Origin of the sequence: Bacillus inaquosorum KCTC 13429 (genome assembly GCF_000332645.1) — a bacterium.
GTDB classification, from domain to species: Bacteria; Bacillota; Bacilli; order Bacillales; family Bacillaceae; genus Bacillus; species Bacillus inaquosorum.
In genome coordinates, this window is record NZ_AMXN01000006.1 from 229141 (window position 1) to 255376 (window position 26236).

The 26236-nt window shown below is 43.6% G+C and carries 26 protein-coding genes and 2 pseudogenes; 18 read left to right on the top strand and 10 right to left on the bottom strand.

What is annotated here, in order from left to right; genetic code table 11:
• Window positions 1-47 precede the first annotated feature (47 nt).
• Entirely contained in the window at window positions 48-386 is a 339-nt protein-coding gene (locus BSI_RS05150; protein ID WP_003240579.1) for a thioredoxin family protein, read from the top strand.
• A gap of 67 nt (window positions 387-453) precedes the next feature.
• Here BSI_RS05150 and pdxR read toward each other — a convergent pair whose 3' ends face one another.
• Entirely contained in the window at window positions 454-1839 is a 1386-nt protein-coding gene (gene pdxR, locus BSI_RS05145) for a MocR-like pyridoxine biosynthesis transcription factor PdxR (RefSeq protein ID WP_032732237.1), read from the bottom strand.
• A 145-nt stretch (window positions 1840-1984) separates the two neighbouring features.
• Here pdxR and BSI_RS05140 point away from each other — a divergent pair, with 145 nt between their 5' ends.
• The 4 genes from BSI_RS05140 (at window position 1985) to BSI_RS05125 (ending at window position 4499) form a co-directional block, all read left to right on the top strand.
• The gene (locus BSI_RS05140; RefSeq protein ID WP_003240583.1) at window positions 1985-2620 is read left to right on the top strand and encodes an FMN-binding negative transcriptional regulator; all 636 of its coding nucleotides are present in this window, start codon (window positions 1985-1987) and stop codon (window positions 2618-2620) included.
• 313 nt (window positions 2621-2933) lie between these two features.
• Window positions 2934-3533, top strand: a complete 600-nt coding sequence (locus BSI_RS05135; protein WP_003240585.1) for a TetR/AcrR family transcriptional regulator — start codon at window positions 2934-2936, stop codon at window positions 3531-3533.
• Entirely contained in the window at window positions 3530-3874 is a 345-nt protein-coding gene (locus BSI_RS05130; protein ID WP_003240587.1) for a DoxX family protein, read from the top strand. The genes BSI_RS05135 and BSI_RS05130 overlap by 4 nt, the downstream gene beginning before the upstream one ends.
• A 151-nt stretch (window positions 3875-4025) precedes the next feature.
• Window positions 4026-4499, top strand: coding sequence for a GNAT family N-acetyltransferase (locus BSI_RS05125; RefSeq protein ID WP_003240589.1), 474 nt, complete (start codon window positions 4026-4028; stop codon window positions 4497-4499).
• 10 nt (window positions 4500-4509) lie between these two features.
• Here the strand turns inward: BSI_RS05125 and BSI_RS23145 are convergent.
• Window positions 4510-4820, bottom strand: a pseudogene (locus BSI_RS23145) (HIT domain-containing protein).
• A 331-nt stretch (window positions 4821-5151) separates the two neighbouring features.
• Between BSI_RS23145 and BSI_RS05120 the strand changes: the two are divergent.
• The 4 genes from BSI_RS05120 to BSI_RS05105 all read left to right on the top strand — a co-directional run bounded on the left by BSI_RS05120 (window position 5152) and on the right by BSI_RS05105 (window position 9543).
• On the top strand, window positions 5152-6177 hold the full coding sequence (locus BSI_RS05120; protein ID WP_003240590.1) for a Gfo/Idh/MocA family oxidoreductase: 1026 nt from the start codon (window positions 5152-5154) through the stop codon (window positions 6175-6177).
• A 93-nt stretch (window positions 6178-6270) separates the two neighbouring features.
• The gene (locus BSI_RS05115; RefSeq protein ID WP_003240593.1) at window positions 6271-7275 is read left to right on the top strand and encodes a LacI family DNA-binding transcriptional regulator; all 1005 of its coding nucleotides are present in this window, start codon (window positions 6271-6273) and stop codon (window positions 7273-7275) included.
• Window positions 7276-7362: 87 nt separating this feature from the next.
• Window positions 7363-8706: a sugar porter family MFS transporter gene (locus BSI_RS05110; RefSeq protein WP_003240595.1), complete on the top strand. Its 1344-nt coding sequence runs from the start codon at window positions 7363-7365 to the stop codon at window positions 8704-8706.
• A gap of 15 nt (window positions 8707-8721) precedes the next feature.
• The gene (locus tag BSI_RS05105) at window positions 8722-9543 is read left to right on the top strand and encodes a sugar phosphate isomerase/epimerase family protein (protein WP_003240597.1); all 822 of its coding nucleotides are present in this window, start codon (window positions 8722-8724) and stop codon (window positions 9541-9543) included.
• A 29-nt stretch (window positions 9544-9572) separates the two neighbouring features.
• On the opposite strand, the pseudogene BSI_RS0121480 reads toward BSI_RS05105, so the two are convergent.
• The 4 genes and pseudogenes from BSI_RS0121480 to dinB all read right to left on the bottom strand — a co-directional run bounded on the left by BSI_RS0121480 (window position 9573) and on the right by dinB (window position 13902).
• A pseudogene (locus BSI_RS0121480) lies at window positions 9573-9838 on the bottom strand (Hsp20/alpha crystallin family protein).
• A gap of 46 nt (window positions 9839-9884) precedes the next feature.
• Window positions 9885-11510: an ABC-F type ribosomal protection protein VmlR gene (gene vmlR / locus BSI_RS05100; RefSeq protein ID WP_003240600.1), complete on the bottom strand. Its 1626-nt coding sequence runs from the start codon at window positions 11508-11510 to the stop codon at window positions 9885-9887.
• 322 nt (window positions 11511-11832) lie between these two features.
• Window positions 11833-13209: an amino acid permease gene (locus BSI_RS05095; protein WP_003240601.1), complete on the bottom strand. Its 1377-nt coding sequence runs from the start codon at window positions 13207-13209 to the stop codon at window positions 11833-11835.
• Between the two features lie 174 nt (window positions 13210-13383).
• Window positions 13384-13902: a damage-inducible protein DinB gene (dinB, locus tag BSI_RS05090; protein ID WP_003240602.1), complete on the bottom strand. Its 519-nt coding sequence runs from the start codon at window positions 13900-13902 to the stop codon at window positions 13384-13386.
• A 165-nt stretch (window positions 13903-14067) separates the two neighbouring features.
• On the opposite strand from dinB, the gene BSI_RS05085 reads away from it, so the two are divergent.
• The 4 genes from BSI_RS05085 (at window position 14068) to BSI_RS05070 (ending at window position 18681) form a co-directional block, all read left to right on the top strand.
• Window positions 14068-14526 carry a MarR family transcriptional regulator gene (locus BSI_RS05085; RefSeq protein ID WP_029316777.1) on the top strand — a complete coding sequence of 153 codons (459 nt, stop codon included), beginning with the start codon at window positions 14068-14070 and terminating at the stop codon, window positions 14524-14526.
• A complete protein-coding gene (locus BSI_RS05080; protein ID WP_003240604.1) occupies window positions 14523-17180 on the top strand; it encodes an MMPL family transporter in 2658 nt (885 codons plus the stop codon). The genes BSI_RS05085 and BSI_RS05080 overlap by 4 nt, the downstream gene beginning before the upstream one ends.
• 137 nt (window positions 17181-17317) lie before the next feature.
• Window positions 17318-17920 (top strand): TetR/AcrR family transcriptional regulator, encoded by a 603-nt coding sequence (locus BSI_RS05075; protein ID WP_032732238.1) that lies wholly within the window; start codon window positions 17318-17320, stop codon window positions 17918-17920.
• Window positions 17921-17940: 20 nt separating this feature from the next.
• Window positions 17941-18681, top strand: coding sequence for an SDR family oxidoreductase (locus BSI_RS05070; protein ID WP_003240606.1), 741 nt, complete (start codon window positions 17941-17943; stop codon window positions 18679-18681).
• A 37-nt stretch (window positions 18682-18718) separates the two neighbouring features.
• Here the strand turns inward: BSI_RS05070 and BSI_RS05065 are convergent, their stop codons facing one another.
• From BSI_RS05065 to BSI_RS05055, 3 genes are all read right to left on the bottom strand, one after another.
• Window positions 18719-19348 carry a nitroreductase family protein gene (locus tag BSI_RS05065; protein ID WP_003240607.1) on the bottom strand — a complete coding sequence of 210 codons (630 nt, stop codon included), beginning with the start codon at window positions 19346-19348 and terminating at the stop codon, window positions 18719-18721.
• A gap of 15 nt (window positions 19349-19363) precedes the next feature.
• A complete protein-coding gene (locus BSI_RS05060; RefSeq protein WP_003240608.1) occupies window positions 19364-19798 on the bottom strand; it encodes a MarR family transcriptional regulator in 435 nt (144 codons plus the stop codon).
• Between the two features lie 144 nt (window positions 19799-19942).
• A complete protein-coding gene (locus tag BSI_RS05055) occupies window positions 19943-20500 on the bottom strand; it encodes a helix-turn-helix domain-containing protein (RefSeq protein WP_003240609.1) in 558 nt (185 codons plus the stop codon).
• A gap of 118 nt (window positions 20501-20618) precedes the next feature.
• On the opposite strand from BSI_RS05055, the gene BSI_RS05050 reads away from it, so the two are divergent.
• From BSI_RS05050 to BSI_RS05040, 3 genes are all read left to right on the top strand, one after another.
• A complete protein-coding gene (locus BSI_RS05050; RefSeq protein ID WP_003240610.1) occupies window positions 20619-21344 on the top strand; it encodes an AzlC family ABC transporter permease in 726 nt (241 codons plus the stop codon).
• A complete protein-coding gene (locus tag BSI_RS05045; RefSeq protein ID WP_003240611.1) occupies window positions 21341-21664 on the top strand; it encodes a branched-chain amino acid transport AzlD family protein in 324 nt (107 codons plus the stop codon). Before BSI_RS05050 ends, BSI_RS05045 begins: the two co-directional genes overlap by 4 nt.
• A 194-nt stretch (window positions 21665-21858) precedes the next feature.
• Window positions 21859-23067 (top strand): Bcr/CflA family multidrug efflux MFS transporter, encoded by a 1209-nt coding sequence (locus BSI_RS05040; protein ID WP_003240613.1) that lies wholly within the window; start codon window positions 21859-21861, stop codon window positions 23065-23067.
• A gap of 38 nt (window positions 23068-23105) precedes the next feature.
• Here BSI_RS05040 and BSI_RS05035 read toward each other — a convergent pair whose 3' ends face one another.
• On the bottom strand, window positions 23106-23843 hold the full coding sequence (locus BSI_RS05035) for a sulfite exporter TauE/SafE family protein (RefSeq protein WP_003240614.1): 738 nt from the start codon (window positions 23841-23843) through the stop codon (window positions 23106-23108).
• 233 nt (window positions 23844-24076) lie between these two features.
• On the opposite strand from BSI_RS05035, the gene BSI_RS05030 reads away from it, so the two are divergent.
• Both BSI_RS05030 and BSI_RS05025 read left to right on the top strand, forming a co-directional pair.
• A complete protein-coding gene (locus BSI_RS05030) occupies window positions 24077-24751 on the top strand; it encodes a GntR family transcriptional regulator (RefSeq protein ID WP_003240615.1) in 675 nt (224 codons plus the stop codon).
• Between the two features lie 127 nt (window positions 24752-24878).
• Window positions 24879-26141 (top strand): glycoside hydrolase family 18 protein, encoded by a 1263-nt coding sequence (locus tag BSI_RS05025; RefSeq protein WP_003240616.1) that lies wholly within the window; start codon window positions 24879-24881, stop codon window positions 26139-26141.
• Window positions 26142-26236: the final 95 nt, after the last annotated feature.

Consider the following 26236-nt stretch of genomic DNA (forward strand, 5'->3'; position numbering starts at 1 on the left):
TAATGAGCTTGGTCATGAAAGGCAGACCAATTTGAAGGGGGAATTTGATGAAAGAGATGACAAAATTACATTCATTGGATTCTATAGAGAATTTTATCAAACAGCACCAATTCAGTTTTCTCTACATTTCAAGGCCCGGCTGTACAGTATGTCATGCTGTTCTGCCGCAGCTCAGAATATTATTGGAGCAGTTTCCAAACATCAAATTGGGGTATATCAATGCTGACGATGTAGAGGAGGTTGCCGGCAGATTTTCAGTCTTCACTGTCCCTGTGCTTCTTTTGTTCATTGATGGGACTGAGTTTCTGAGAGAAGCCCGTTTTGTTCATTTTGAACAGCTCGAAGAAAGGCTGAAAAGGGTTTATCAGTTATATCAAGATGAATAAAGTGTTTATACCTTTCAAATAAAAAGCCCCCTTTTAAGGGGCTTTTTATCATAGAAAGGGGAAAGCGTCATGCCGTCCCCCATGCTTGTTTTAAAAGCTGGACGCCATGTGTTATGTCATCAAAGCCAAGATGTCCGAAACCCAATTTAATCAGCGGATGATCAGAAGCGTTGTTTACAAAATAGAGCGCGGTAGGATAGACTTTTACTCCGTATTCTAAAGCACGCTGAATCAGCGATTCTTCTGAACAATTCTCATGAACCTTCACTAATATGTATAACCCGGACTGTTCACCTATTACGGATACATGATGTCCGAACTGATGCTTCACACTTGCAGCCAAGTGCTGCATTTTGCGTTTGTAGACAACGCGCATTCGTTTGATATGACGGGTCCATTCTCCTTCTTTCATAAATTCTGCCATGGTGAGCTGGCTCAGCAAAGAAGCGGTGCTTTCGAATTGATGAAATCGATGCTGATAGCGCTGTAAAATGGGCTCCGGCAGCACCATATAGCAGAGGCGAATGCCTGGGAGAAAAGATTTTGAGAAATTCCCCAGATAAATGACTCTTTGTGAATGAATAGAGGCCAGTGCAGGGAAGGGCTGCTGTGTGTAACGAAATTCACTGTCATAATCATCTTCAAGAATATACCCGTCTTTTTTAGCCGCCCAATGAATCAGTGCTTGCCGCTCCTGAATAGACATGCTTACCCCATAAGGGCTGTGGTGAGAGGGTGTTACATAGATTAATCTTTCATTCATTTGATGTAATGCTGAAAAATCGGCGCCTGTCTCATAAACAGGCAGCGTTTCGAGAGTAAAACCTTGCAGCTGAAAAGCTTCTCGTGCCCCAACATATCCAGGATCCTCTACGATGATGCCGGAAAAATCATCTTTTAAAACCTGTCCAAGATAAATAAGCATTTGCTGTGTGCTGCTGCCAATCATAATCGAATTTGCATCTGCTTTTACGCCTCGCGATTCTAATAGATAAGCCGCAATTTGTTCACGCAGGCATTTTTCTCCGAATGCTTCACCGTATAGGTAGCTCTTCTCTGATGCCAGCATTTGATTCGACTGCCTTCTCCATATTTTAAGCGGGAAATGTGTTTGGTCTACAGCCCCGGGGCGAAAATCAATGAGAATTTGCGGCGCTGTATCTGTTTGCTTGTTTTGAGAAGATGTCTCTTTCCCCTGAAATAAAAGAGGCTCGATTTCATTCGCAAAATAGCCTTTTCTTCTTTCTCCACGAATGTAGCCTTCTGCTATCAGCTGATCATAAGCCATCAAAGTTGTATTGCGGCTCACCTGCAAGGAATGAGCGAGCTCCCGAATAGAGGGTAATTGTTCATTCGCCCGTATATGCCCTTGTTCAATTAATGATTTAAACTGCTCGTAAACTTGTTTGTATTTAGGGCCCTCATGATGAAAAGCAAAAATCATATTTTTCACTGCTTTCACCTCTGACATGCATATTTGTTTAAAACTGTACCTTTGAAAATGTCAGTTAGTATCATATTATACCTTATAAATAACTGATCATGGAGACAGTTTCCTGTTCGACAGTGATCGGCTTAATCAGAAGGGAGATTGGTTTATGTTTATTCCTGCCCCATTTAAACTTAACGAATCAGACGCTTATGATGTCATCCGGGAAAATGGTTTTGCGACGTTGTTCTCGATGCATGAAGGCATGCCGTTTGCAACCCATTTGCCGTTGCTGATAAGTGATGACAAAGCCTGCTTATACGGTCATTTTGCTTTGCAGAATCCTCAATGGAAGGACATCGTCGGCCAATCCGTTTTGGCTGTTTTTCATGGTCCCCATTGCTATATCTCGCCATCGTGGTATGAGACGAATAAAGCCGTCCCGACATGGAATTACGTTACGGTCCACGTTTATGGAGAAGTGGAGCTTTTAGAGGATGAAAAAGAATTAGCAGACTCTATGAAAGACTTGGTATTGAAGTATGAAAGCCCGGATAGCTCATACAAACTAGAAGATGTCGATCCTGCATTTTTGGCGGGCATGAACAAAGGAGTGAAAGGGTTCAAAATCAATATCAGCAAAATAGAGGGGAAAGCGAAGCTGAGTCAAAATCATTCACTGCTACGGCAAACGTTAGTGATGAATCAGCTTAATCAGATCCCGCATACCGGCGAACAGAAAATCTCCGGTTTGATGAAGGAAAATATCAATAAAAAAGAGAGAGAAGGCGTCTCAGGCAAATAGCCTGTTAAGACAATTTAAAAGATTATATCGGTCATGAACTTTTCAATAAAAAGGAGCTATCTGAAATTGGGCTGGAGCGAATGGATCAATATTTTCTGTATCATAGCATGAGGATCAATCATGGGATATCAATGATTGACCCACTAGCATATCAGTATTCCTCACTTCATCATAATGCAGTGCAAAACCCCTGAATAAAGGAAGTTGGCAAACACGATCAGTTTGAAATTCATTGACATAAAAGCCAACGGCATGAAATAATACTCACAAGTAACATTACTTGTGAGTATCTTTTTGTAGGGGATGATCCTAATTGAGAAGCAAAAAAGGACGTAAAGGGGAAGAAAGCCGGAAACGATTACTCAAAGCTGCTGCTAATGAATTTTCGATTCGGGGATTCCATGAGACGAAGGTAAGTGAAATTGTGAAAAGAGCCGGACTGACGCAGCCTTCTTTTTATCTGTACTTTCAAAGCAAAGAAGCCATTTTTGAGGAGATAATCACTGATTTTCACTCTCGTGTAAGAAAGCTGACAGCGTCACTTCTTCTGGAAAACGGATTAAATACGAATGATGTATCAAAGCGGGTGCTGTCTGCTGTGGAAACTGTTTTTCAATTTCTGGCTGAGGACAAGGATTTAACCAAGATCGGCTTTTTTCTTAACCCAGAAGCGAAACAAATGAAAAAAGACTTGGCGATGGGTTTGAAAGAGAACTTAGAAGCAGAACAGCGGCTTGGTTATTTTCGTTCTGACCTGGATATGGAAACGGTCGCTGAGTGTTTGATCGGCATGATCGAACATTTAACCGATTCATTTTTGTTAACCGGAATCAAAGATCCGGCAAGCCTCGCAGCACAGGTTGTGAATCTTTTAGTATACGGGATGCTTCCGAAAGGGAGTGACGTAAGATGATATCTATTATTATGAAGGCCAGTTTGGCAGCTTTTATGCTCGCGGGAGGCATCATAAAGGTGTTCCGCGCTCCCTTTCAAGTTGAGCATTGGCGGCATTATCAATATCCATTATGGTTTCTGACTGTTACTGGCATTCTTGAAATAGCCGGGGCACTTGCTATGACAGCGGGAATTTGGAATCGGTATGCAGCGTTTGGGGCAGGTGTGTTGTTTGTCGTTCTCATGGCGGGAGCAGTTCATGCACACGTTTTTCGAGCACGCCAATCGGTCCTCATGACGATCCCTGCGATGATCTGTTTGATTGTTTCTATCATTATAATCATTTGGGAGTCCACGTAAGCTATTTACTTAACAAACCAATTTGCAGGAGATCTCCTCCTCTTATCGAATAATAGAAACAGGTATAAACCGAATAATAGAAATAGATCTTCATTTGTACGTTATTCGTCCGGCACCGGCTGGACTTTTTTTCATAAAGGAGGAATGCAGGATGGCGTTAACTTTGGAAGACATGAGTATGGAGGAGTTCGAAGCATTTCGCGGGATGTCCGTGCAAAATTATGCGAAACAAAACATACAATCGGGAACTTGGACGGAAAAAGAGGCGCTTGAGAAATCGGAGCAGGCATATGAGAACTTGATTCCGAATGGACGAAACAGCAGCAATCATTTCTTTTGGAACATCACAAATGAACAAGGGGAAAGGATGGGCTGGCTCTGGCTGTATGCTGATCCGCTTCATCCGCAAAAGGAAGCGTTTATCTATTCCTTTGGATTGTATGAAGCCTTTCGCGGTAAAGGGCTGGCTCAATTGGCGCTTCAAAGTCTGGATGAAAGAGCAAGAGAGCTTGGTGCGGAAAGACTTGCTCTCCATGTGTTTGCGCATAACGAGACAGCCGTCTATCTTTATCAGAAGATGGGATATGCCATGACCAATATACGTATGCGGAAACAGCTGTGCTGATAATAGCTGCTTACTTAAGCGGTTTCCCAAACACAATATGCCAATGTAAATGTGGTAAGCCCCTAAGTTGGTGATCACACGGCATGCGCCCTTTTCTTCCATCACCATGGAAGCGACTTTTGATTCGCACCCATTAATTCAAGAAGCAAGTCATGATCGTGCTCTTCCAGGGTGATCATGAGGAGATATGTTTCTTCGGGACAATATGGACTGGATAAAAAGGGTTTGTATGATAGTAAGCCAATACGTTATCTGCCTCTAATACCTTATTTGCTTTGTTTTGCCGCTAAATACTTCATCACAGTAAAAGCCTTCAGTCATATGATCCACCCTCACTCTTTTCTTCATTACCTCCCTTCTATATATGAGAAGTTTCCATTTGAACGATCGGGGCCGTACACCCTTGGTATGTTTTTGCCCCTGAACCCTTAGTCATTGCAGGCTTGATCGACGGCTAAAGGAGAGGTCTGCTTTAAACACAGCAAAAAAAGATTGACCTTAAATAATGTAAGGGGTTACAATTGAAACCAATTAGGAAAGACTTTCCCTATATTGAATGTATTTTATAAATATTTTTAGGGGTTATTTTTTATCATTTAATGATATTGAAGAGAAAGACTTTCCTTATTTTCGCAGAATGGGAGTGGTACTGATGGGAAATGTACAGATTGGGCTATTAGGTGCGGGACGGATGGGAGCTTTTCACGGAGAAAGTATTGCGTTCCGTGTGAAGGGAGCAGATTTGTATGCAGTTGCAGATCCGGTTCCGGGGAATGCAGAAGCATTTGCAAAAGCAATCGGCTCAAATATTAAAGCGTTTACAGATCCGTTAGATATGCTGGAACATCCTGATATTGATGCGGTCATCATTGCTTCGCCGGCAAGGACGCATGCCGCAAACATTATTGCAGCGGCAAAGAAGGGGAAAGCTGTATTTTGTGAGAAACCGATGGCTGTCACGCTGGAAGAAGCGGATGAAGTCATAAGGATAGTAAATGAAGAGTCTATTCCGCTTCAAATCGGTTTTAACAGACGTTTTGCTAAAGGCTTTCGCAGTGCGTATGAGGAAATCCGTGCAGGAAAAATTGGCACGCCTCAGTTAATGCGTTCCATCACAAGAGACCCGGCACTCGGCGATCCGACACCAATTCCACAATGGACGATCTTCTTAGAGACGCTGATTCATGACTTTGATACGTTACTCTACCTCAATCCAAATGCGAAGCCGATTGAAGTCTATGCCGCGGCTGATGCGCTTGTCAGACCTGATTTTAAAGACAAAGGATTTTTGGATACTGCAGTTGTCACGATCAAATTTGATAACGGAGCGATTGCAACGGCGGAAGCGAACTTCCAAGCCGTTTATGGATATGATGTCCGCGGAGAAGTGTTCGGATCTGAAGGCATGCTGACCATCGGAGATATCCGCCATACAAACATGACAAGGTATAACAAAGACGGAGTCAGCTACAACACGATTCGCTACGATCAGGACTTATTATTTGATGCTTATGTTGATGAGTTACAATCATTTGTGGATGCCGTTCGAAATCATAAGCCAACCTTAGTTACAGGCGAAGATGCGCGTGCAGCACTTGCTATTGCCGCAGCTTGTATAGAATCTTGCAAAACGAAGCAGCCTGTCACATTAAAAAACGGAGTGCCGCAAACGGTTTGAGTTTTTGATAGAAGAAGCACCTTTTTAAAAAGAAATTCTGGTAAGCATTCGTTTATACTAGAGAGGATCTATTTTATAAAGGTGGCCTTCTTAATGAAAACAACCATTTATGATGTTGCTAAGGAAGCAAACGTTTCAATCTCTACCGTTTCAAAGGTTCTTAATAATACCGGCAATATAAGCGAAAAAACGAAAAATAGAATTTGGAAAGTGATTGAGGAGCTTCAATATCAGCCAAGTGTTGTGACTTCAGCGAGAAAAATGATGAAGACCATCGGGCTGCTCATTCCTGACATCGCCAATCCGTTTATGGCCGAACTGGCCAGAGCTGTGGAGGACAGCGGCCGTAAAAAGGACTTCAGTGTCATCATATGCAGTACGGACAATAATTCGCTGAGAGAAGAAGAATATATTACCATGCTGAAGCAAAAGCATGTAGACGGCATTATTGTGGCGACGGGTCTCAAAAACAGTCAGGCGATACGCGAACTGATTGAAAGCGACATGCCGGTTGTCATGCTGTCGAGAGATATACCGCATCTGCCTGTAGACACTGTAGTGGCGGATGATTTTAAAGGGGGATACGAGGCAGCTGTCCATTTAGCCCAATTAGGGCATACAAATATAGCTGTCATAGCAGAAAAGATTAACAATACATCAATCAAAAATCGTGTCATTGGCTTTAAAGAAGGACTGCAGGTTTCAGGAATCCAAATTGATGAATCAGCTATTCTGGACTGTCCATATGACTTGTCAGCCAGTAAAGACATCAGTTTAAAGCTGCTTAATCAAAAACATAGGCCGACGGCTGTCTTTGTGACGACTGAGCTGCTTGCTTTAGGCGTTTTGCAGGCTGCAAGGCAGCTTCATATTTCTATTCCTTCATCCCTTTCTCTAATTGGGTTTGACAACAGCGTCCTTGCAAAGATCAGTGATCCCCAATTGACGACTATCGCACAGCCGACTGAAGAAATGGGAGAAAAGGCAATTGAACTGCTGATGGACGGCATGGCCAATTCAAAACAAAAGAAAGTGATACAGCGCGTGATGCTGTCTCCTTCATTAATAGTGCGGGATTCAACGGCGTCACTGTTATGACCCTTTTGGTATTTTGGGGGATCTTTCTCTTAAACGAAGGGATCTCCCTTACTTAAACGTTAAATACAATCAGTCGGAGGTGTCTTGATGACATCCAAAAAGGTCTATATCAGTTTTATTTATTTTTTCGGCGCATTAGGAGGTTTGCTGTTCGGGTACGATACGGGTGTAATATCCGGCGCGCTGCTGTTTATTAGAGAAGACATGGAGCTGACTCCATTTTTAGAAGGATTGGTTGTCAGCGGAGTACTGATTGGCGCTTTAGCCGGAGCAGCCTTTTGTGGAAGATTTTCCGACCGCTATGGCAGGAAAAAAACAATCATCTGGCTCGGTGTGCTTTTTACAATTGGAGCCATTGGAACAGGCTTGGCTCATAATATCGGAATATTATTACTATTCAGAATAGAATTAGGTGTAGCGGTTGGAGGAGCTTCGGCAATTGTTCCTTTGTATCTGTCAGAAATGGCGCCTGCCGCGATCAGAGGCAGAATCGCTTCATTGAATACATTGATGAATTCTTTCGGGATTCTCATGGCGTATATTGTAAACTTTGTTTTTTCATCTTCCGGCAGGTGGGATTTGATGCTCGTATTAGCAGTGATTCCCTCCGTCATTCTCATGGCCGGCATGTTTTTTATGCCTGAAAGCCCGCGGTGGGTGCTGCAGAAAAGAAGTGAGGATGAAGCGCGCCATATTTTGCTTCTGACGAGAGATCCGAAAACAATCGATGCTGAGATCCGCAGTATGAAGGAGATCAAGACGGAAGAGCGTGTTTCAATATCAACATTATTATCTCCGGCAATCAGGCCGATCTTATTTATCGGTATTGGGATCGCCATCTTTCAGCAAGTGATAGGCACGAATACGATTATTTATTATACACCGACCATCTTAGAAAATGCGGGATTCGGCGCTGCCAGTGCCATTGCAGGAACCATAGGCATCGGCATTATCAATGTCTTATTTACGATCATTGGCTTGCTGCTGATTGATAGGATAGGGCGAAGAAATCTTATGCTGATTGGCAATGTCGGAATGTCTTTGGCACTTGGTATTTTGGGTGTCAGTACGCTATTCTTTCATGCACCCGGGTGGCTGCTGTTATCCTGCTTATGCTTGTTTATGGTAGCGTATTCAGCGAGCTGGGGAATGGTCGTTTGGGTTGTGCTGGCTGAAATTTTTCCGTTGCAGGTCAGGGGAACGGCGCTGGGAATTGCTAGTACCTGTCTGTGGCTGGCAAATATTGCAGTGTCGCTGTCCTTTCCGCTGCTTTTAGATCTGATCGGTACAGGTTCTTTATTTCTCATGTACGGCGCCATTGGCATTCTTGCCTTTCTCTTTGTTTATCAATATGTGCCGGAGACTAAAGGCAAATCATTGGAACAGATTGAAGGAGAAATCATGTCAAAGAATACAGCTTCATCTTTCTAAAAGGGGGATTTCAATATGGGAAGAGAATATGGGTTATGCTTATGGACTTTCGGCAGCATTCCGTTTGAACAAAAATGCCGGCTGGCTGCAGAAATCGGAGTAGATGGGGTTGAGATCGAAGGGGATATTTCGCTGAATCCGAAAGACATTGCCGAAACATTGGCTGCTCATCAAGTAAAGGTTTTATCGGTAACGCCAAGGAATGTGGATATTTCAAGTGCGAATGAAGAAGTTCGGTCAAAGGCTGTACAGTATTTCTTGGATTTACTGGATTGGGCTGCGGATGCAGGCGCCCCCCGTATCTGTCTTCACGGCGATGTCGGTAAAGTGAGAGGGAGCGGTGATGATGCCCGGGATTGGAGTTTATTGGTCGAAGGCGCTAAAAAAATCATGGCCAAAGCGGAGGAATTACAGATTCAGGTCGTATTCGAAGTATTAAACCGGTACGAAAATCATCAAGTGGTCACTGGCAAAGAAGCGTTACAATTCATACGTGATGTCAATAGCCCCAATCTCGAAGTTCTTCTCGATGCGTATCATATGAACATAGAAGAAGCTGATCCTGTGAAGGCCATTAAATTGGCAGGACAGAAACTCGGAGTCTATCACGTGGCCGATTCAAATCGCCAGGCGATAGGAAACGGCCATGCGAATCTCAAAGAGCAAATCGAAGCGCTCAATTTTATCGGTTATAAAGGCCCGATTATTATGGAGATGGTGGCGGCTGGACCGGATCCGTTTACTCCGATTAAAGGAAATGCCTATTTGGAAGTAGTGGCAGGGTATTATAAGTCATCATTAGAGACATTAAGGTCATGGGAAGGCTTGAAAATATAAAGAAAAAAGGACAACGGCTGTTGTCCTTTTTAATGAAAATCAACATCGATTTTATTTTTATTGCCTTGCGTTAACTTAGGCATTCTGACGACCAGTACTCCATTCGTGTAGGTTGCTTTTACACCTTCGTGAGAAACAGCTGCCAGCAGTGTCACGGTTCTGTGGAAGCTGCCCGCGTAACGTTCTTTTCGATCCCGGGAATATCGCATGTAGCCACCACTTCATTTTCAGTTTGGTGTACATCCACTTTTATGCTGCCTAGAACCTCCTGTGTGTCTATTTCGTTTATCAGTATTTTTTGCTTTTTTGTGTTCTATATTGTTTTAGAGGTCCTCACGGCTTCAATCCAGCTCTTTAATCCGTTTCGTAAGCTCATTGAAAGCCTGATCCAGCTCCTTGTACCCTTTATCATTTGGCATCATAAAACTGAGCTTTCCCAGTACTTCTTGTCTCTCTGTCTCAAGCTTTAAACGAAGCTCCTCCCGCTCATTTCTTTCTAAAGGAGCGTCATTTAACTGCTTTTCGATGCCGTTTCCCGAGATGACGAGTTTACAGTTTGTTGTTTTTTCGAGAAAGTATCGGTCATGTGAAACCGCCAGCAATGTACCGCTGTATTGTGACAGTGTTTCTTCCAGCTGTTCGCGTGACGGCAGATCGAGATGGTTTGTCGGCTCATCTAAAATCAGCACGTCTTTTTCCTCCAGAATATATGCCATCAGCTTGCACTTTACACGCTCACCCATACTCATATGCTTGATCGGCTCAGTCCATTGGGAAGCTGTAAAACCCAAGTGCCTCATCAGGCTTTGAACATGCCCTCTTGCTTTGTATGTTTCATTATCAAATAACTCTTCCGGTGTTTGTTCTAAAGGCAAATCAAACACTTCCTGCGTTAAATAGCCGATATTTGCGGACGGCGACACCCATACACTTCCCTCAGCTGTTTCCTGTCCCAGAATGATTTTCAGTAATGTCGTTTTTCCGCTGCCATTGGGGCCTATGATCGCAACCTTTTCGCCATGCTGAATCGTAAAGTTTGCGTTTGTAAAGAGGGTTCTTTCGCCAAAAGCCTTCGTTATATTCTGAACTTCTAAAAAACGTTTTCCTGTTTTTTTGCTTGTATCAATTGAAAAGTGTACAGTGTATTCCGGCTTAACGGGTTCCGCCTTTGCTTTTTCCAGTTCTTTTTCAAGCCGCTTCTGCTTGGATTTAATCTGGGCATCCGTACGCTTCGCTTTTACACGGTGATATTCTTTAAACCCTTCCTTTTTCGTCGATTGGTCATGGGCTTTTTTCGACCATGAAGCAAGCTCATTCATTTGTGCTTCTATCCGTTCAACCATTTTTTGCTGCCTTTCATATTCTCGCTGCTGGGTGAGTCTTTTCTTTTCACGGAACTTCATATATCCAGAGTAATTCCCTTTGAATTCGATCAGCGTTTGGTCTTCAAGCGACCATATTTTTGTGGCAGCTTCGTCTAAAAAATATCGATCGTGAGAAACGAGAATCACAGTGCCTCTATAACTTTTCAGCTGTTGAATGAGAAACTGCAGGCTACTTTCATCAAGGTGGTTTGTCGGTTCATCTAACAGTAAAAGATCTGCATCCTCCGACAGTCCTTTCGCCAGCCGCGCTTTCAGTTTTTCACCGCCACTTAACTGTTGGAAATCACGGATAGGCACACGCCATTTCTCCAATAATTTCTTTTCGGCAGGCGTCTGATCCGCGAAGGAATACGACGCGGTTTCCTGTTCAACCATCGTCATTTTTATATCCTGCCGAAGGATTTGTCCCTGTGCAGGGGCTAAGTCATTGTGAATGAGGTGCAGCAGCGTAGATTTCCCAGCACCGTTTTTGCCGATAATCCCAATGATATCTCCTTGCTGAACACTTGCATTTACGTTTTTGAAAACAGTCAGATCCTTCACTTCATAGCTGACGTTTGTTAATGTTACGATCTCTTTCATCCATATCCCTCGCTTTAAAGGGAGAATAAAAAAATCCTCCCAAAATGTGTTGGAAGGATTAGCCGCGCCTGTGCATGATCAAATAAGCTATTTTTCACAAATAGCAGTGTCGTATATATAGAAAATGGGCAGACTAATCCTATTTTTTCTGATTTGAAATATTGATTTCAAACGGTAAAAATAAGATTAGTTAATCATTGTCCACCCATCATCCCTTCTTGTTTTGATTACAAATACTATAGCATACCTTCAAATTCGAAAGCAAAGGTCATTTTCATCAAAAAAACTCCTGCTCTCATTTCTGAGGCAGGAGCTGCGAATCTTATTGATGCTTCGCTTTTCTTACTTTATAAATCACAATCAGCAAAATAAACCAAACCGGTGTAACGAATAGCGAAACTCTGGTATCCTCAGCCAATGCCAGCACAACAAGGATAAACGCCAGAAACGCAAGAATCAGGTAATTTGTAAACGGATAAAGCGGAAGCTTAAACTTATTTGTTTTTGCTAATTCAGGTCTTGTTTTCCGGTATTTCATATGGCAGATGACCGTAATACCCCAAATATAGATAAAGCATAAGGTTGAAATGCTTGTGATCAGGGTGAATACGCCTTCTGGCATGATGTAGTTTAACGTGACACCGATTAAAATCACGATAGCCGAAAAGAACAATGCATTTCTAGGTACTTTACGCGGAGTCAGTTTGGCCATTGATTCAGGCGCATTGTTATCTTTCGCCAGGGAATAGACCATACGGCTTGTACTGAATACAGCGCTGTTGCATGCTGAAGCAGCGGATGTCAATACAACAAAGTTGATAATGCTTGCTGCCCCGACGATGCCCACCGCGACAAATACTTGTACGAATGGGCTCTCGCTAGGATTGATGACATCCCAAGGATAGATGCTCATAATCACAAGAAGAGCACCAATATAGAAAAGCAGCACCCGGACAGGGATATTGTTGATCGCTTTAGGAATTACTTTTTCAGGGTTTTCTGTTTCACCGGCTGTAAGTCCGACCAGCTCAATGCCGACAAAGGCAAACACAACCATCTGGAACGAGAGGATAAACCCGTGCATGCCATTCGGGAACATCCCTCCGTGGCTCCAGAGATTTGTGAAACTGGAGACCCCTGAGCTTGTGGAAAAACCTTTGAAGATCATCACAAGGCCAATGACGATCAGGGCCAAAATGGCAATGACTTTAATTAAAGCAAACCAAAATTCTAATTCTCCAAAAAGCTTGACGGTTGCCAGGTTCATAATCAGTAAAATAATCAGAGCGATTAAGCCGGGCACCCATTGCGGCACACCCGGGAGCCAATATTGAGTGTAAAGCCCGACGGCTGTCAGATCAGCCATCGCAATGGAAATCCAGCAGAACCAATATGTCCAGCCGGTGATAAAGGCTGCCATATCGCCTAAATAGTCTTGCACAAAATCAACAAAAGAGTGATAGTTCAAATTCGATAACAACAGTTCACCCAGAGATCTCATAATTAAAAAGCAAATGATCCCCGTGATCATGTAAGCAAATAAAATCGACGGTCCAGCAAAATGAATCGATTTTCCAGAGCCGAGAAATAAGCCTGTCCCAATGGCCCCGCCGATGGCAATGAGCTGGATGTGCCTGTTTTTCAAGCCTCTCTCCAATTTTTGCTGATTTATATTGTCTTTCCTCATGTCGTCTGTCACTTTGTGTGTTCCTCCATTAAAAAATGTTTATTGAGTCAGCAATATGTTTTTAATGATTATTATAACACTAAAATTTCTATCTTTTTTACTATAAAGGATATATGAAAAGAAATTTTAATGTGATTTGGACTATTTCTCATAAAAAAAGCGGCTCCATTTAGGGAGCCGCTTTTTTTATGCCATTTCTGTTTTTTTCATATACAGGTAGAGCCCGTAATCTGTCGGAGCTGATGCATATCCTGCCTGCCGCAGCATTGCCGTGATATTGCCGCGGTGGTATGTCCCGTGATTGACAACGTGGGGAACCAGTTCAGAAACAGTCGTTTTCATGATTCCGCCAGAGGGGTTTTGAATCTGGAGGGGCTTATTGAGCTGTTCTTTTTGCTTTAAAAATAATGTATAGCGCTCAGATAACGTTAGAAACAGGGCTTCCATTTCCCCCATTTCTTTTGCCTCTGTCTGTTCTTTAAGCTGTTCAGCTAACGCCATAGCATCACTCAAGCTTTTGCCGGAAAACACTTCAATCCAGCCTAAATCAGAAAGATAAACATGAGACAGCACATGGGAGATCGACGGAAACACACTTTGCATGTCTTGGCGATATACCTCTTTTGGAAGCTCTTTTAATCGGCTGAATATTTGCTGATTGGCCCAGACGTTATATTCATACAATTTTAATGAAAAATCTGACATGTTAATTTACCCCTTTCGCGTTTATAACTTCTATTGTACACGAACGGGTGTTCTTTGTGGAGGTTCGTGAATAAAATATGTTGACAGACATAGTTTAGGGGAATAAACTAATTGACATTGATCATAAAGTTTACAGGGGTAAACTATAATGAGGAGGGGAAGATGTTGAATGAACAAAAGCTATGTCAGGCGATAAACCTGTTTGTAGAAGTATTACTTGAAGGGACAGAGTTTGTGCATCGTGAAATCAATCAGGATGTCTTCAAGCATATCTCAAGGGAACAGGCGGACCTGTTAAAAATTTTAAAAGTCAAGGGCCCAACCTCTCCCGGCAGCCTGGCCATGTATCAAAATGTACATAAGAGCGCGATTTCGAACAGACTGAAAAAGCTGCTCGATAAGGGATTAGTTGAATGGGATGACTGTCCGGCCAAGAGTGATAAGCGCTCTAAGCTAATTAACATCACAACCAGCGGTGAAACCATACTAGAAGAATTAGATTCAGCCATCTTTAACGCTCTCAAAGGGCTGATCGATGATATAGATGAGGAACACTTAAATTCCATCATAGAGATATTCACCATTCTAAAAAGCAAATTTAAAGGAGGAGATCCTGCCGAATGAGAGCAATCATCAAATTCAAGTGGGCAATTGCAGCCGTTATATTAGCACTTACCGTCGCATTGAGTTTGTTTTCTCCGAACTTAACGGAGCTGGCCAATCAAAAGGGGCAGGCCCAGCTTCCCGCTGATGCCGTTTCAGAAAGAGCAAACGCCATTTTAAAACAAGCGGGAGAAGACAATAATTCGATCAGTGTTGTCTTTACATTAGACCACGCTTTGAAGAAAGAAACAGAGGACCAGCTCCGCACAATGGTCGATAAAATCAAAAAGATCGACGGTGTAGAAGAGGTAACGTCTCCTTTGACAGCTGAAAAAGAAGTCAAAGACCAATTAATTTCAAAAGATAAGAAAACCGTCCTCATTCCTGTCACGATTACAGGTTCTGATAAAAAGGCGGAAAAAATCGCGGATGACATTTATAAAATCGTTCCTGATGATTTGACCGCATATATTACGGGAGCTTCTCTCATCAATCAGGATTTCGCTCACAGCTCAGAGGAAGGGCTCAAGAAAACGGAAGTAATCACCGTCTGCTTGATCATCGGTTTACTGCTGATCGTGTTCCGATCTGTTGTGACGCCTTTTATCCCGATTGTGATTGTCGGTTTCTCTTATCTGATCAGTCAATCCATTTTGGGGATCCTTGTGTACAATGTTGATTTTCCTATCTCAACGTTTACGCAAACCTTCTTAGTCGCCATCCTGTTCGGTATCGGGACAGATTACTGCATTCTGCTTCTTACCCGATTCCGTGAAGAATTGGCAAACGGTCATGACAAAAAAGAAGCGGCGTTTATCGCTTACCGTACAGGAGGAAAAACCTTATTTATCAGCGGATTTGCGGTATTGATCGGATTTTCCGCCTTAGGATTTGCGAAGTTTGCGATTTTCCAATCCGCAGTAGGAGTCGCAGTCGGTGTTGGAATCTTAATGATCATCCTCTACACACTGCTGCCATTATTTATGGTGACGCTGGGTGAAAAATTATTCTGGCCTTCTAAGAAAGTGCTGTCTCACAGTGACAATAAATTATGGGCGTTTCTCGGGAGACATTCCGTTGTGCGTCCGTTTCTGTTCATTGTCATCACGATAGTTATCACGCTTCCGTTCATTCTGACCTATGATGACCAGATTTCATTTGATTCGACTGCGGAAATCAGCAGCGATTATAAATCAATCAAAGCTCTCAAGGCCATCAAGGACGGATTCGGTGAAGGGAAAGCGTTCCCGATCAATGTTGTCGTGAAAGGAGACAAAGATCTCACAACAGCTGATACAATCCCTTATCTCGGAAATATCAGCAAAGCGATTGAGAAAGTCGATCATGTTGACTCTGTCATGACCATCACGCAGCCGACTGGTGAAAAAATCAAAGATTTATATATTGATAAACAGCTAGGCTCGGTTTCAGACGGGCTCGATAAGACGGTAAAAGGAATTGCCGATGTCCAAAGCGGTTTAACGGATATAGAAAACGGACTCAATCAAATGGCGGGGCAAACCGGCTCAGCCTCAAATAGCAGCTCCGGCGGTTCACTGGGCGATGCGGCAGACGGCTTAGGCAAAATCAATCAGCAGCTGCAGCTAGTGGGCAAACAGATTTCCCAAACCGGCAATACCGCACAGACCGTACAGCAGCTTACGGCAATCAGCGGACAGCTTGGTCAGATTCAAATCGGCCTTGAACAAGCAAACCAGCAGCTCTCAGGCCAGCAGGCACAAGCAGGAACGCTGGTGGAAAGCCTGAAGAAGCTTGCCGAAGGTGTGAAGAGCGCAAATGATGGCCTGACGAAAATCACTGACGGCATAACAGCTTCCAGTGATATGTTAGAGGATATGAGTAAAAGCTCAGCCGTAAGGGATACAGGGATATTCATTCCTGATCAAGTGATGAAAGATAAAGACTTTAAGAAGTCAATTGACCAATATTCCTTTGCAGACGGCAAAGGCGTGCAATTAAGCGTCGTCTTGGATTCCAATCCTTATTCAGAACAAGCCATTACGACAATAAATCAAATCAAAAAAGCTGTAGCAAACGAAGTTGACGGCACTTCTCTCGAGGATGTACAGATTGTATACGGCGGGGTCACGAGTATGAATGCGGACTTAAAAGAGCTGTCCACAACGGACTTCTCCAGAACAATGGTGATCATGATTATTGGCCTGTTTATTGTGTTAACCATTTTGTTCCGCTCAATGATTATGCCGATCTATATGATCGCGTCACTGCTGCTCACGTACTATACGTCGATATCCATAACAGAATTGATTTTTGTAAACGGCTTAGGAAACGCCGGCGTCAGCTGGGCAGTACCGTTCTTCAGCTTTGTCATCTTGATCGCGTTAGGGGTAGATTATTCGATCTTCTTGCTGGACCGATTTAAGGAAGAGGTGCATATGGGCATTGAGCAAGGTGTTATCAGATCAATGAGCAAAATGGGATCCGTCATTATTACAGCGGCCATTATTTTGGCTGGAACGTTCGCGGCGATGATGCCTTCAGGCGTCAATACGCTGATGCAGGTGGCAAGTGTCATCATTATCGGGCTCTTGCTTTACGGTCTTGTCATCCTTCCGCTCTTCATTCCGGCAATCATCGCGACCTTTGGCGAAGGCAACTGGTGGCCGTTCGGCAGGAAGAAAACAAAAGAATAACCAAGAGAAGAGTGATGAATAGTTCATCACTCTTTTTTTATGACAAATGACAAAAATGAATATTTGTCATTTGTTTGCGGTTTTGCTAAGATGTCCTCAAGGAGGTGTCTCATGCGGCCCTGAAAAGCCGCAGCACTATGAACAGATCTTCAGATGGTGACGTGTTAACCAAAAAACAAATACTGATAGCGACAGAAGAAACACTAAGGCGTTTTGGTGTCGCCAAAACATCAATCACAGATGTAGCGAAAGCATTACATGTAAGCCATGGAACGATCTACCGCCATTTCAAAAGCAAAAAAGAGATTCTGGAAGCGGCGACTGAAATGTGGCTGAATGAAAAGATCAGCGTGCCTCTTACCGCTGTATATGAGGATTCTTCTCTAAATGGCGCTGCGCATGTAAAAGCTTATATCAAGAAATTGTTTGATCTAAAGCGGTATTATGCTTCAGAAGATGAAGAATTATTTGCCATGTATGCGAAAGTAACGGGTGAATGCTCTGAGCTGGTCAACAAAAGCATTGTTCATATGGTCAAGCAATTGAGTGTTCTTTTGAATGACTGTGACACGAAATCAAATGATCATGAGGAACTGGCACGAGGCATTTTTTACGCTACAGAACGTTTTCATCATCCCGCTCATGCGTACGAGTGGAAAAAAGATACGATTGAAGAGGAATTTGAAAGTGTTTGGTCATTGCTTGAAAATGGTTTTTTAGCTTTCACGAAAAAATCGTAATCAATCGGAGGGTGACATACATGGAACCGGTAAAAGGAAAAACAGCGATTGTAACTGGAGCTTCAAGGGGAATCGGTCGTGCAATTGCCGAACAGCTGGCTGATCTCGGCATCAAAGTAGCAGTCAATTATTCAAGCAGCCCGGAAAAAGCGGAAGAGGTTGTGGAAGGCATCAAGAAAAAGGGCGGAGAAGCTGTAGCCATCCAAGCCGATCTCAGCCGGGTAGCCGGCGTCGAGTCGTTATTTACAAAAACCATCGAGGCCTTTGGAAAAGTAGATATTCTCATCAACAATGCGGGTGTCAATATTTATCAGCCAATCGAAAAAGTAACAGAGGAAGACTTCGACAAGCAGTTTAATCTCAATGTAAAAGGAACGTTTTTCGCCTGCCAGCAAGCGATGAAATACATGGAGGAGAAGGGGAGAATCATCAACTTCTCGACATCCGTCGTCGGTCAAATGTTTCCGACGTACAGCGTGTATGCGGGAACAAAAGGTGCGGTTGAGCAATTCACCCGCCAGCTTGCAAAAGAATTAGCAGTAAAGCAAATCACCATTAACGCGGTTGCGCCGGGGCCGGTGAACACTGAGCTGTTCACTGTAGGTAAAACCGAGCAGCAAATTGAAGGTTTGAAAAAGACCATCGCACTCGGCCGTATTGGTGAACCCGAAGATATTGCAAATGTCATCGAGTTCCTTGTAAGTGAAAAATCACAATGGATCACAGGCCAGACGATCCGCGTGAACGGCGGCTTTATTTAAAACAAAGAGCCCGGAAAATATTCCTGGGCTCTTTGTTTTATTTCCATTCTGCAATTGTATCAATCGGCAGACGGTAGGAAGCATAGCCTTCGTCTGCTGCTTTTCCGATAGAAAGAAGCATAACCGGTACATAACGTTCTTTATCTAATCCAAAGGTTTCCGCGATGTTTTCTTTATCGTATCCGCCGATCGGGTTTGTATCGTAGCCGTGTGCGCGTGCAGTCAGCATTAGCTGCATCGAAACGAGGCCTCCGTCAATCAGGATCGTTTCGCGGTTCACCTGTGCAGGAAGCTTTTCAAAATGAGCGGTCAGCGCAGCGATTTGTCTGTCTTTGACCTCCTGCGGCATGTAACCGAGTTCCACAGCTTTTGAATAGATTTCTTCTAAGTAGTCTGCATTGTTCATGTCTGCAAACACAGCAATGACAGCAGATGATGTTGTGACTTGTGTTTGGTTAAAGCTTGCAAGCGGTGCGAGCTTTTCTTTTCCTTCCGGGCTGTCAATGACGAGAAAACGCCATGGCTGCGCGTTAACAGAAGATGGCGCAGTTGTTGCTTCCTCTAAGATTTCTGTCATCTCTTCTTTAGTGATTTTTACTGTCGGATCATAGTTGCGAATGGAACGGCGTCCTTTCATAATCTCCATAAAATCATTTGTTTTGATCATGTTGATACACTCCTCTTATGCTTCAATATTGTCTATGTTGTTCCGCATGCGCGCCAGCACATCAATGAGCAGGCAGCGCTCTTCTGTACTTACATTTGCGAGCATTTCCTTCATGAAACGCTCCTTTTCTTTCTTAGAAGACTCGATTCGCTCTCTTCCTTGGTCTGTTAACCGAACAAGGGTGATGCGATTGTCCTCAGGCTTGCGCCGTCTTGATACCATGCCTTTGGCTTCCAGCTGTTTTAGGTGTCTAGTGACGGCTGCGCTATCTATATTTACTTTCTTTTGAAGGTCGCTTTGACTGATCTCATCTGCATGATAAAGCAATGTCAGCAATTCCAAACGAGATTGGCTGATGCCCGTGCATGCCTCGAACTTCATGCCAATCACCTTGTTCACGCCTTGCAGCTGATATAAAATCTCGGCTTCCTCTGAACAAAATGATGCCAAAACTCATCCCTTCTTTCTTGTCAAAACTATTAATTGATACATCAATGATTGACACGTCAATTAATATACAACGAATGCTTTCATCTTGCAAGCCATTTGCACATATGAAAAACCTCCCAGCGATTTAAGCTGAGAGGTTGTTTGTCACCCTTGCGGCTCAGGATAAGACATCAGCAGAAAAAAACTGGCCGTTTCTTCAGATGAATTGATGTAGCTGTGCGGGGTTGACCCTGTAAACTGCAAGGCGTCTCCGGAAGCGAGCATATGCTCCTGACCCTGCAGAATGACTGTTAATTCGCCTTCTTTAATTAAAATATATTCTTCTCCTAAATGTGTTTTTGCTTCATGTATACATCCAGGTTTCAGATCCACAACGTAAATTTCAAACTTTGTTTCAGGATTGTAAGGGAAAAAAGGGTAGACGCTGTAGTTTTCTTCATTATCTGTAACAGGTTCGATATCCTGCAGGTTGATTTTTCTAACTTTTGGTTTGTCTTCTTTTAGAAATACAGAAAAGGATACTTGAAGCCCGTTTGCGATCTTCCATAGCGTGGTGACAGTCGGGGTTGATTTCCCTTTTTCGATTTGTCCGAGCATCGCTTTGCTGACACCCGTTAATTCAGAAACTTGATCAAGGGTCAGGTTTCTGTTTTTTCTAAGTTTGACTAGATTCATTGCGATAATGGCTTGGATATCATCCATACATGTATCTCCTTACGTCCATATTCGCTTTATTATAACATATGGAAGTCTGTTATCACATTCTATTGTCAGTTATAACATACGTGTGTATAATATGTTAGACGAGGAGGAGAACAGAATGATATCTGAAAAAGAAATGACTCATGCAAAAACTGACGAGCCAACATTCCTGCAGGGATTTCAAGATTGTGTTCCGACGCTGGTCGGTTACATCAGTGTAGGCTTGGCTCTCGGAATCGTGGGGGTTGCGTCGCATTTAAGCGTAATGGAAATTGTGTTAATGTCAGGATTGGTTTTTGCAGGCGGCGCCCAGTTCATTATGTGTGCGTTGTTAGCGGCGAACAGCCCAATGTCAGCCATTATTCTGACAACGTTTATTGTGAATTTGCGGAATTTTCTACTAAGTGCCGCGCTTGCTCCTCATTTTTCAAAGTATTCACTGGCGAAAAATGTAGGGATCGGCATGATGGTAACAGATGAATCGTTCGGTGTTGCTTCAAATAAGATTGTTAAAAAAGAGCCGATTAACGACCGCTGGATGTTCGGTTTAAATCTTACTGCGTATGCATGCTGGGTGCTTTCCTGTGTGGCAGGTGCTGTTTTTGGCAAGTGGATTACCGATCCGGAATCGTTCGGACTTGATTTTGCGGTGACGGCTATGTTTTTAGCGCTGCTGGTTCTTCAACTGGAACATGTTGTGCCGGCGAAGCTTAAACATTATGTATCTCTTATTATCTATATGGTGATTGCCATGGTTGTTTTTTCTTTCTTTATGCCGTCTCATCTTGCTGTCATCATATCAACGGTCATCGTAGCAACAATCGGGGTGGTGACTGATAAATGAGTGTCAATACATACATCTTGATGGTGATTATCGGCTGTGCGCTGGTCACGATGATTCCCCGCGTCATTCCCTTTTTAGTTGTTCGGAGTATCACTTTGCCGGAGCCCGTCCTCAAGTGGCTATCCTATGTACCGGTGTGTATATTGACAGCACTTGTCGTAAAGGATTGTATGATTCAGTCAAATGATTCTCTTCAATTGAATTGGCCTGTAGCCGTCATCCTGATCCCGACTCTCTTGATTGCGATGAAAACGAAAAGTTTATCCATTACTGTGATCAGCGGTGTTCTTCTTATGGCGGGTTTGCGGTTATGGGCATAGAACAGAGCTATATCGGAACTCAAAAGATCAGGGCAGCAGATCCTGATCTTTTTGTGTCTTTCGTTCAAGCTTTAAGCGGCTTTCACAGACTGAAAGTTATGATACAATATACAAATGTTTTACAGCTTCAATCCATCGTTGGAGTTGACATCCATTTTATATAAGGGACTAGGTTGAAGGGAAGGTTTGATAACATGCTGCACAATCCAACTGGAAAAGAACGCTTGGCATTGGCGTTTCTGCTCGGCATGCTTGCTATATTGGGCCCGCTTAATATAGATATGTATTTGCCGAGTTTTCCTGAAATCGCGGATGATTTATCAGCAAGTGCTTCACTTGTACAGTTAAGTTTAACAGCCTGTCTGGTCGGGCTTACCATCGGCCAGCTGATTGTCGGGCCGGTCAGTGATGCGCAGGGAAGACGGAAACCGCTATTAATCTGTATATTTTTATTTGCATTATCTTCTCTGTTTTGTGCGCTATCGCCCAACATTACAACATTAGTGGCTGCGCGTTTTTTACAGGGGTTTACCGCTTCCGCAGGGCTTGTGCTGTCTCGGGCCATCGTTCGCGATGTATTTACAGGCAGAGAGCTTTCTAAATTTTTCTCGCTGTTAATGGTCATTACAGCTGTTGCGCCAATGGTTGCGCCTATGACAGGCGGTGCCATTTTGCTTTTGCCATTTGCAACGTGGCATACGATTTTTCATGTGTTAACGATTATCGGATTTTTACTTGTTCTTCTGATTGCATTGAGATTAAAAGAAACGCTGCCGCCAGAAAAACGGATTCCAAGCTCAATCGGCACATCTGTTAAAACGATGGGCAGCCTGCTGAAGGATCGATCCTTTATGGGGTACGCGTTAACTGTCGGATTTATTCACGGGGGAAGCTTTGCTTATGTATCTGGTACACCATTTGTATACCAGGATATCTATGGGGTGTCTCCGCAGGTGTTTAGCATTCTTTTCGGCATTAACGGCCTGGCAATTATATCGGGCAGTTTTATTATCGGGCGCTTTGGCGGAATCATTCATGAAAAGAACTTGCTTCGCATGGCGGTCATTACGGCTATGATTGCGACTGCTGTGCTTTTGACCATGACCATGATTCACGGCCCTCTTGCCACATTAGTCATATCCATTTTCATTTACATGATTACAATTGGCATGGTTCTGACCAGTACGTTTACGCTGGCCATGGAGAAGCAGGGGCATCGTGCCGGAAGTGCAAGTGCGCTGCTAGGAATGCTGCCGCTGCTCCTCGGTTCGATCGTGTCGCCGCTTGTGGGCATTAATGAGACAACAGCCATCCCGATGGGAGCGATCATGTTTGTGACAGCTGTCATCGGCTCGCTGGCGTTTTTTGGATTAACGAAAGAACGAGCAGAGCAGAACCAATAAATAAAAAACCTGACAATATGTCAGGTTTTTTTGTCTTATTAGAATAACAACAGCAGGCCCGCAATCGCCGGGGTCAAAAAGATGGCCGATTTCAGGACCACCTTTGGCATAAGGTTGGTGAATTTCGCGCCTACATAGGCACCGCACATTGTGCCGACCAGAACCTTGATCAGCAATACATAATCAACAAATCCTTCTGTGATATATCCGATGCCTCCTCCTACCGCGAGAGGGATGATTACAAGCATCGTCGTTCCGACAGAATGGCGGATGGACAGGTTCAGCATAATCATTAAACCGATCTGAATAAAAGGCGCTGACCCGATGCCGAATGTGCCGGAAAGAACGCCGGCTACAATTCCTAAGATGACCGCTCTCGTATACGTTGAAAGAGTGCTTTGATTCACTTGTGCCTTCTCTTTTAAAAGAAACAATCTGATTAAAATGAGAATCGCTGATAAAAATAACATCCCAGCCGTCATGTAATGAAGCAAATCAGCCGGAATGAAAGATGTCAGCTTGGCGCCGAAAAATGAGCCGACCGCAGCAAAGCATCCGACTGTTAAGCCGATTTTCATTTGAATGTTCCCTTCACGATAGTGGCTGTACGCCCCTGATAAGCTGGTGAAAGCCATCCCGGCGAGGGAAGTGCCTAAAGCCGTATGAATCGGAACATGGAAGAGAAGAGTTAAAAGGGCAATGACAAAGCCTGCTCCTCCGGCACCAATAAAGCCTAAAATAATACCGAGAAGAAACATAACAAAAATGATGAGCATATTTTTTCCTCCATTGAAAAGATCAAATAAAATAAGTGCGCTATTCTGGCGGAGGTATGGTGTCCTATTGGCGATGAAAAACAGTTGCCAGTAGTCCGTCGACCGTCGTTCAGCAAACATATCGTACCTCAAATTTTGAGATCTGACAAGGCAGTTTGTTGCTTCCCTTTACCATCTGTTATATGATTTTGATGAAGAAAAGCCCCTGAATATATTCAAAAGAGGTATTATATATGGACGATTTTAAATTAGACAAGCCGACTCCTTACTACCTGCAATTTTATAACCAGCTGAAAAAAATGATTTTCAACGGGACTTTTAAGCCGGGGGAACGGATAAACGAAACACAGCTGGCGAAAAGCTTTGGCGTCAGCCGCTCTCCGATAAGAGAAGCCATGCGGCTGCTTGAGAAAGACGGGTTGTTAAAAGCAGATGACCGAAATGGATTTTCTATCACGTCGTTAACGGCAAAAGATGTAGATGAGATTTATAAAATCAGAATCCCGCTGGAGCAGCTGGCAGTCGAGTTAGTCATAGACGAAGCGAATGAGGAAGAGCTTGCCATACTTGAAAAACAGCTTGAAGAAACAGAAAAAGCCATTCACAACGGAACGGAAGATACGGAAATCATCAGTTTAAACCAAAGGTTTCATGAGCTGCTTGTCGATTTTAGCCATAACAGACATTTGAAAAATTTGCTTGAGCATGTAAATGATCTGATTCACTTTTGCAGAATCCTTAATTATACTGGTGACCACCGTGCAGAAACGATCCTGAGTGAACACCGCAAGATATTTGAAGAAGTGAAAAAGAAAAACAAAGAAGCAGCCAAACAGTATGTGATGGCTCATTTCAATCATGACTGTGAGCATTTGAAGCGTGTGCTTGAAGAAGGAAAAGAGAATTGATATGCGTGATCCGGTACCAAGGGGGGAGCTGACCCCTTGGTATTTTTTATGTGTTCACCAACATATATAAGGAAACCGATTAATAAGATTTTATGATGGATTGACTAACGAATAATGGGGGTTAAACATGTTTATCCATATCGTCGGGCCTGGTGATTCTCTGTTTTCCATAGGCAGAAGATACGGTGCTTCTGTTGATCAAATCCGGGGTGTGAATGGTTTAGATGAAACGAATATAGTGCCGGGGCAGGCTCTCCTTATCCCTCTTTATGTATATACCGTTCAGCCGGGAGACACGCTGACCGCCATTGCGGCAAAAGCGTTTGTTCCACTAGAGCGGCTGCGAGCCGCAAACCCGGGCATCAGTCCAAATGCTTTACAGGCAGGAATGAAGATAACGATTCCATCTATCTCAAATTACATTGCGGGTACGTTAAGCTTTTATGTTCTCCGAAGTCCTGAGCTCGACCGGGCGTTAATCAATGATTATGCGCCATACTCGTCTTCGATTTCTATTTTCGAATACCATATTGCACCTAACGGCGACATTGCAAACCAGTTAGATGATGCGGCCGCTATTGAGACAACATGGCAAAGGCGAGTGACACCGCTGGCCACCATAACCAACCTTACATCGGCAGGGTTCAGTACAGAACTCGTTCACCAAGTCCTGAATAATCCGACAGCGAGAACCAACCTGGTCAACAATATTTATTACTTAGTTTCCACAAGGGGATATGGGGGTGTGACAATCGATTTTGAACAGGTGAGCGCCGCAGATCGGGATCTTTTCACTGGTTTTTTACGTCAGCTGAGAGATCGCCTTCAGGCTGGAGGCTATGTGCTGACGATAGCTGTTCCGGCAAAAACAAGCGATAATATTCCATGGCTGAGAGGCTACGATTACGGAGGGATTGGAGCGGTTGTCAATTATATGTTTATCATGGCTTATGATTGGCATCATGCCGGGAGTGAGCCGGGCCCTGTAGCTCCGATTACTGAGATCAGGAGAACCATTGAGTTTGCGATTGCGCAGGTGCCGAGCAGAAAAATCATTATCGGAGTCCCGCTCTACGGATACGACTGGATCATCCCCTACCAGCCGGGCACAGTTGCTTCAGCCATTTCAAATCAAAACGCAATCGAAACAGCGATGAAGTACCAAAGCCCGATACAATATTCAACCGAATATCAATCACCTTTTTTCCGGTACAGAGATCAGCAGGGGCGAACGCATGAGGTATGGTTTGAAGATGTCAGGAGCATGAGCCAGAAGATGCTGATCGTCCGCGAATACGGGTTGCAAGCCATAGGCGCTTGGCAGTTAACCTTGGGCTTCACGCCAGGCCCGTGGCTTCTGCGGAAATTTTTTACGATCAGAAAGGTATAAAAAAGACACCAAAGCTTGGTGTCTTTTTTTGATTTAAGTCCAGAGCAGCAGAATAGTTCAATCATTTGTCCCTTGCATGGCGATACGTCCCCATT

Bases quoted from the DNA above. Each gene is read 5' to 3' on its own strand.
- BSI_RS05065 (WP_003240607.1), bottom strand. From the start codon at position 19,348: ATGATCAAAACAAATGATTTTATGGAGATTATGAAAGGACGCCGTTCC.
- BSI_RS05115 (WP_003240593.1), top strand. From the start codon at position 6,271: ATGAAAACAACCATTTATGATGTTGCTAAGGAAGCAAACGTTTCAATC.
- vmlR (WP_003240600.1), bottom strand. From the start codon at position 11,510: ATGAAAGAGATCGTAACATTAACAAACGTCAGCTATGAAGTGAAGGAT.
- BSI_RS05125 (WP_003240589.1), top strand. From the start codon at position 4,026: ATGGCGTTAACTTTGGAAGACATGAGTATGGAGGAGTTCGAAGCATTT.
- BSI_RS05080 (WP_003240604.1), top strand. From the start codon at position 14,523: ATGAGAGCAATCATCAAATTCAAGTGGGCAATTGCAGCCGTTATATTA.
- BSI_RS05075 (WP_032732238.1), top strand. From the start codon at position 17,318: ATGAACAGATCTTCAGATGGTGACGTGTTAACCAAAAAACAAATACTG.
- BSI_RS05025 (WP_003240616.1), top strand. From the start codon at position 24,879: ATGTTTATCCATATCGTCGGGCCTGGTGATTCTCTGTTTTCCATAGGC.
- BSI_RS05120 (WP_003240590.1), top strand. From the start codon at position 5,152: ATGGGAAATGTACAGATTGGGCTATTAGGTGCGGGACGGATGGGAGCT.
- BSI_RS05035 (WP_003240614.1), bottom strand. From the start codon at position 23,843: ATGCTCATCATTTTTGTTATGTTTCTTCTCGGTATTATTTTAGGCTTT.
- BSI_RS05030 (WP_003240615.1), top strand. From the start codon at position 24,077: ATGGACGATTTTAAATTAGACAAGCCGACTCCTTACTACCTGCAATTT.
- BSI_RS05110 (WP_003240595.1), top strand. From the start codon at position 7,363: ATGACATCCAAAAAGGTCTATATCAGTTTTATTTATTTTTTCGGCGCA.
- BSI_RS05150 (WP_003240579.1), top strand. From the start codon at position 48: ATGAAAGAGATGACAAAATTACATTCATTGGATTCTATAGAGAATTTT.
- BSI_RS05045 (WP_003240611.1), top strand. From the start codon at position 21,341: ATGAGTGTCAATACATACATCTTGATGGTGATTATCGGCTGTGCGCTG.
- dinB (WP_003240602.1), bottom strand. From the start codon at position 13,902: ATGTCAGATTTTTCATTAAAATTGTATGAATATAACGTCTGGGCCAAT.
- BSI_RS05105 (WP_003240597.1), top strand. From the start codon at position 8,722: ATGGGAAGAGAATATGGGTTATGCTTATGGACTTTCGGCAGCATTCCG.
- BSI_RS05040 (WP_003240613.1), top strand. From the start codon at position 21,859: ATGCTGCACAATCCAACTGGAAAAGAACGCTTGGCATTGGCGTTTCTG.
- BSI_RS05055 (WP_003240609.1), bottom strand. From the start codon at position 20,500: ATGGATGATATCCAAGCCATTATCGCAATGAATCTAGTCAAACTTAGA.
- BSI_RS05140 (WP_003240583.1), top strand. From the start codon at position 1,985: ATGTTTATTCCTGCCCCATTTAAACTTAACGAATCAGACGCTTATGAT.
- BSI_RS05070 (WP_003240606.1), top strand. From the start codon at position 17,941: ATGGAACCGGTAAAAGGAAAAACAGCGATTGTAACTGGAGCTTCAAGG.
- BSI_RS05130 (WP_003240587.1), top strand. From the start codon at position 3,530: ATGATATCTATTATTATGAAGGCCAGTTTGGCAGCTTTTATGCTCGCG.
- BSI_RS05050 (WP_003240610.1), top strand. From the start codon at position 20,619: ATGATATCTGAAAAAGAAATGACTCATGCAAAAACTGACGAGCCAACA.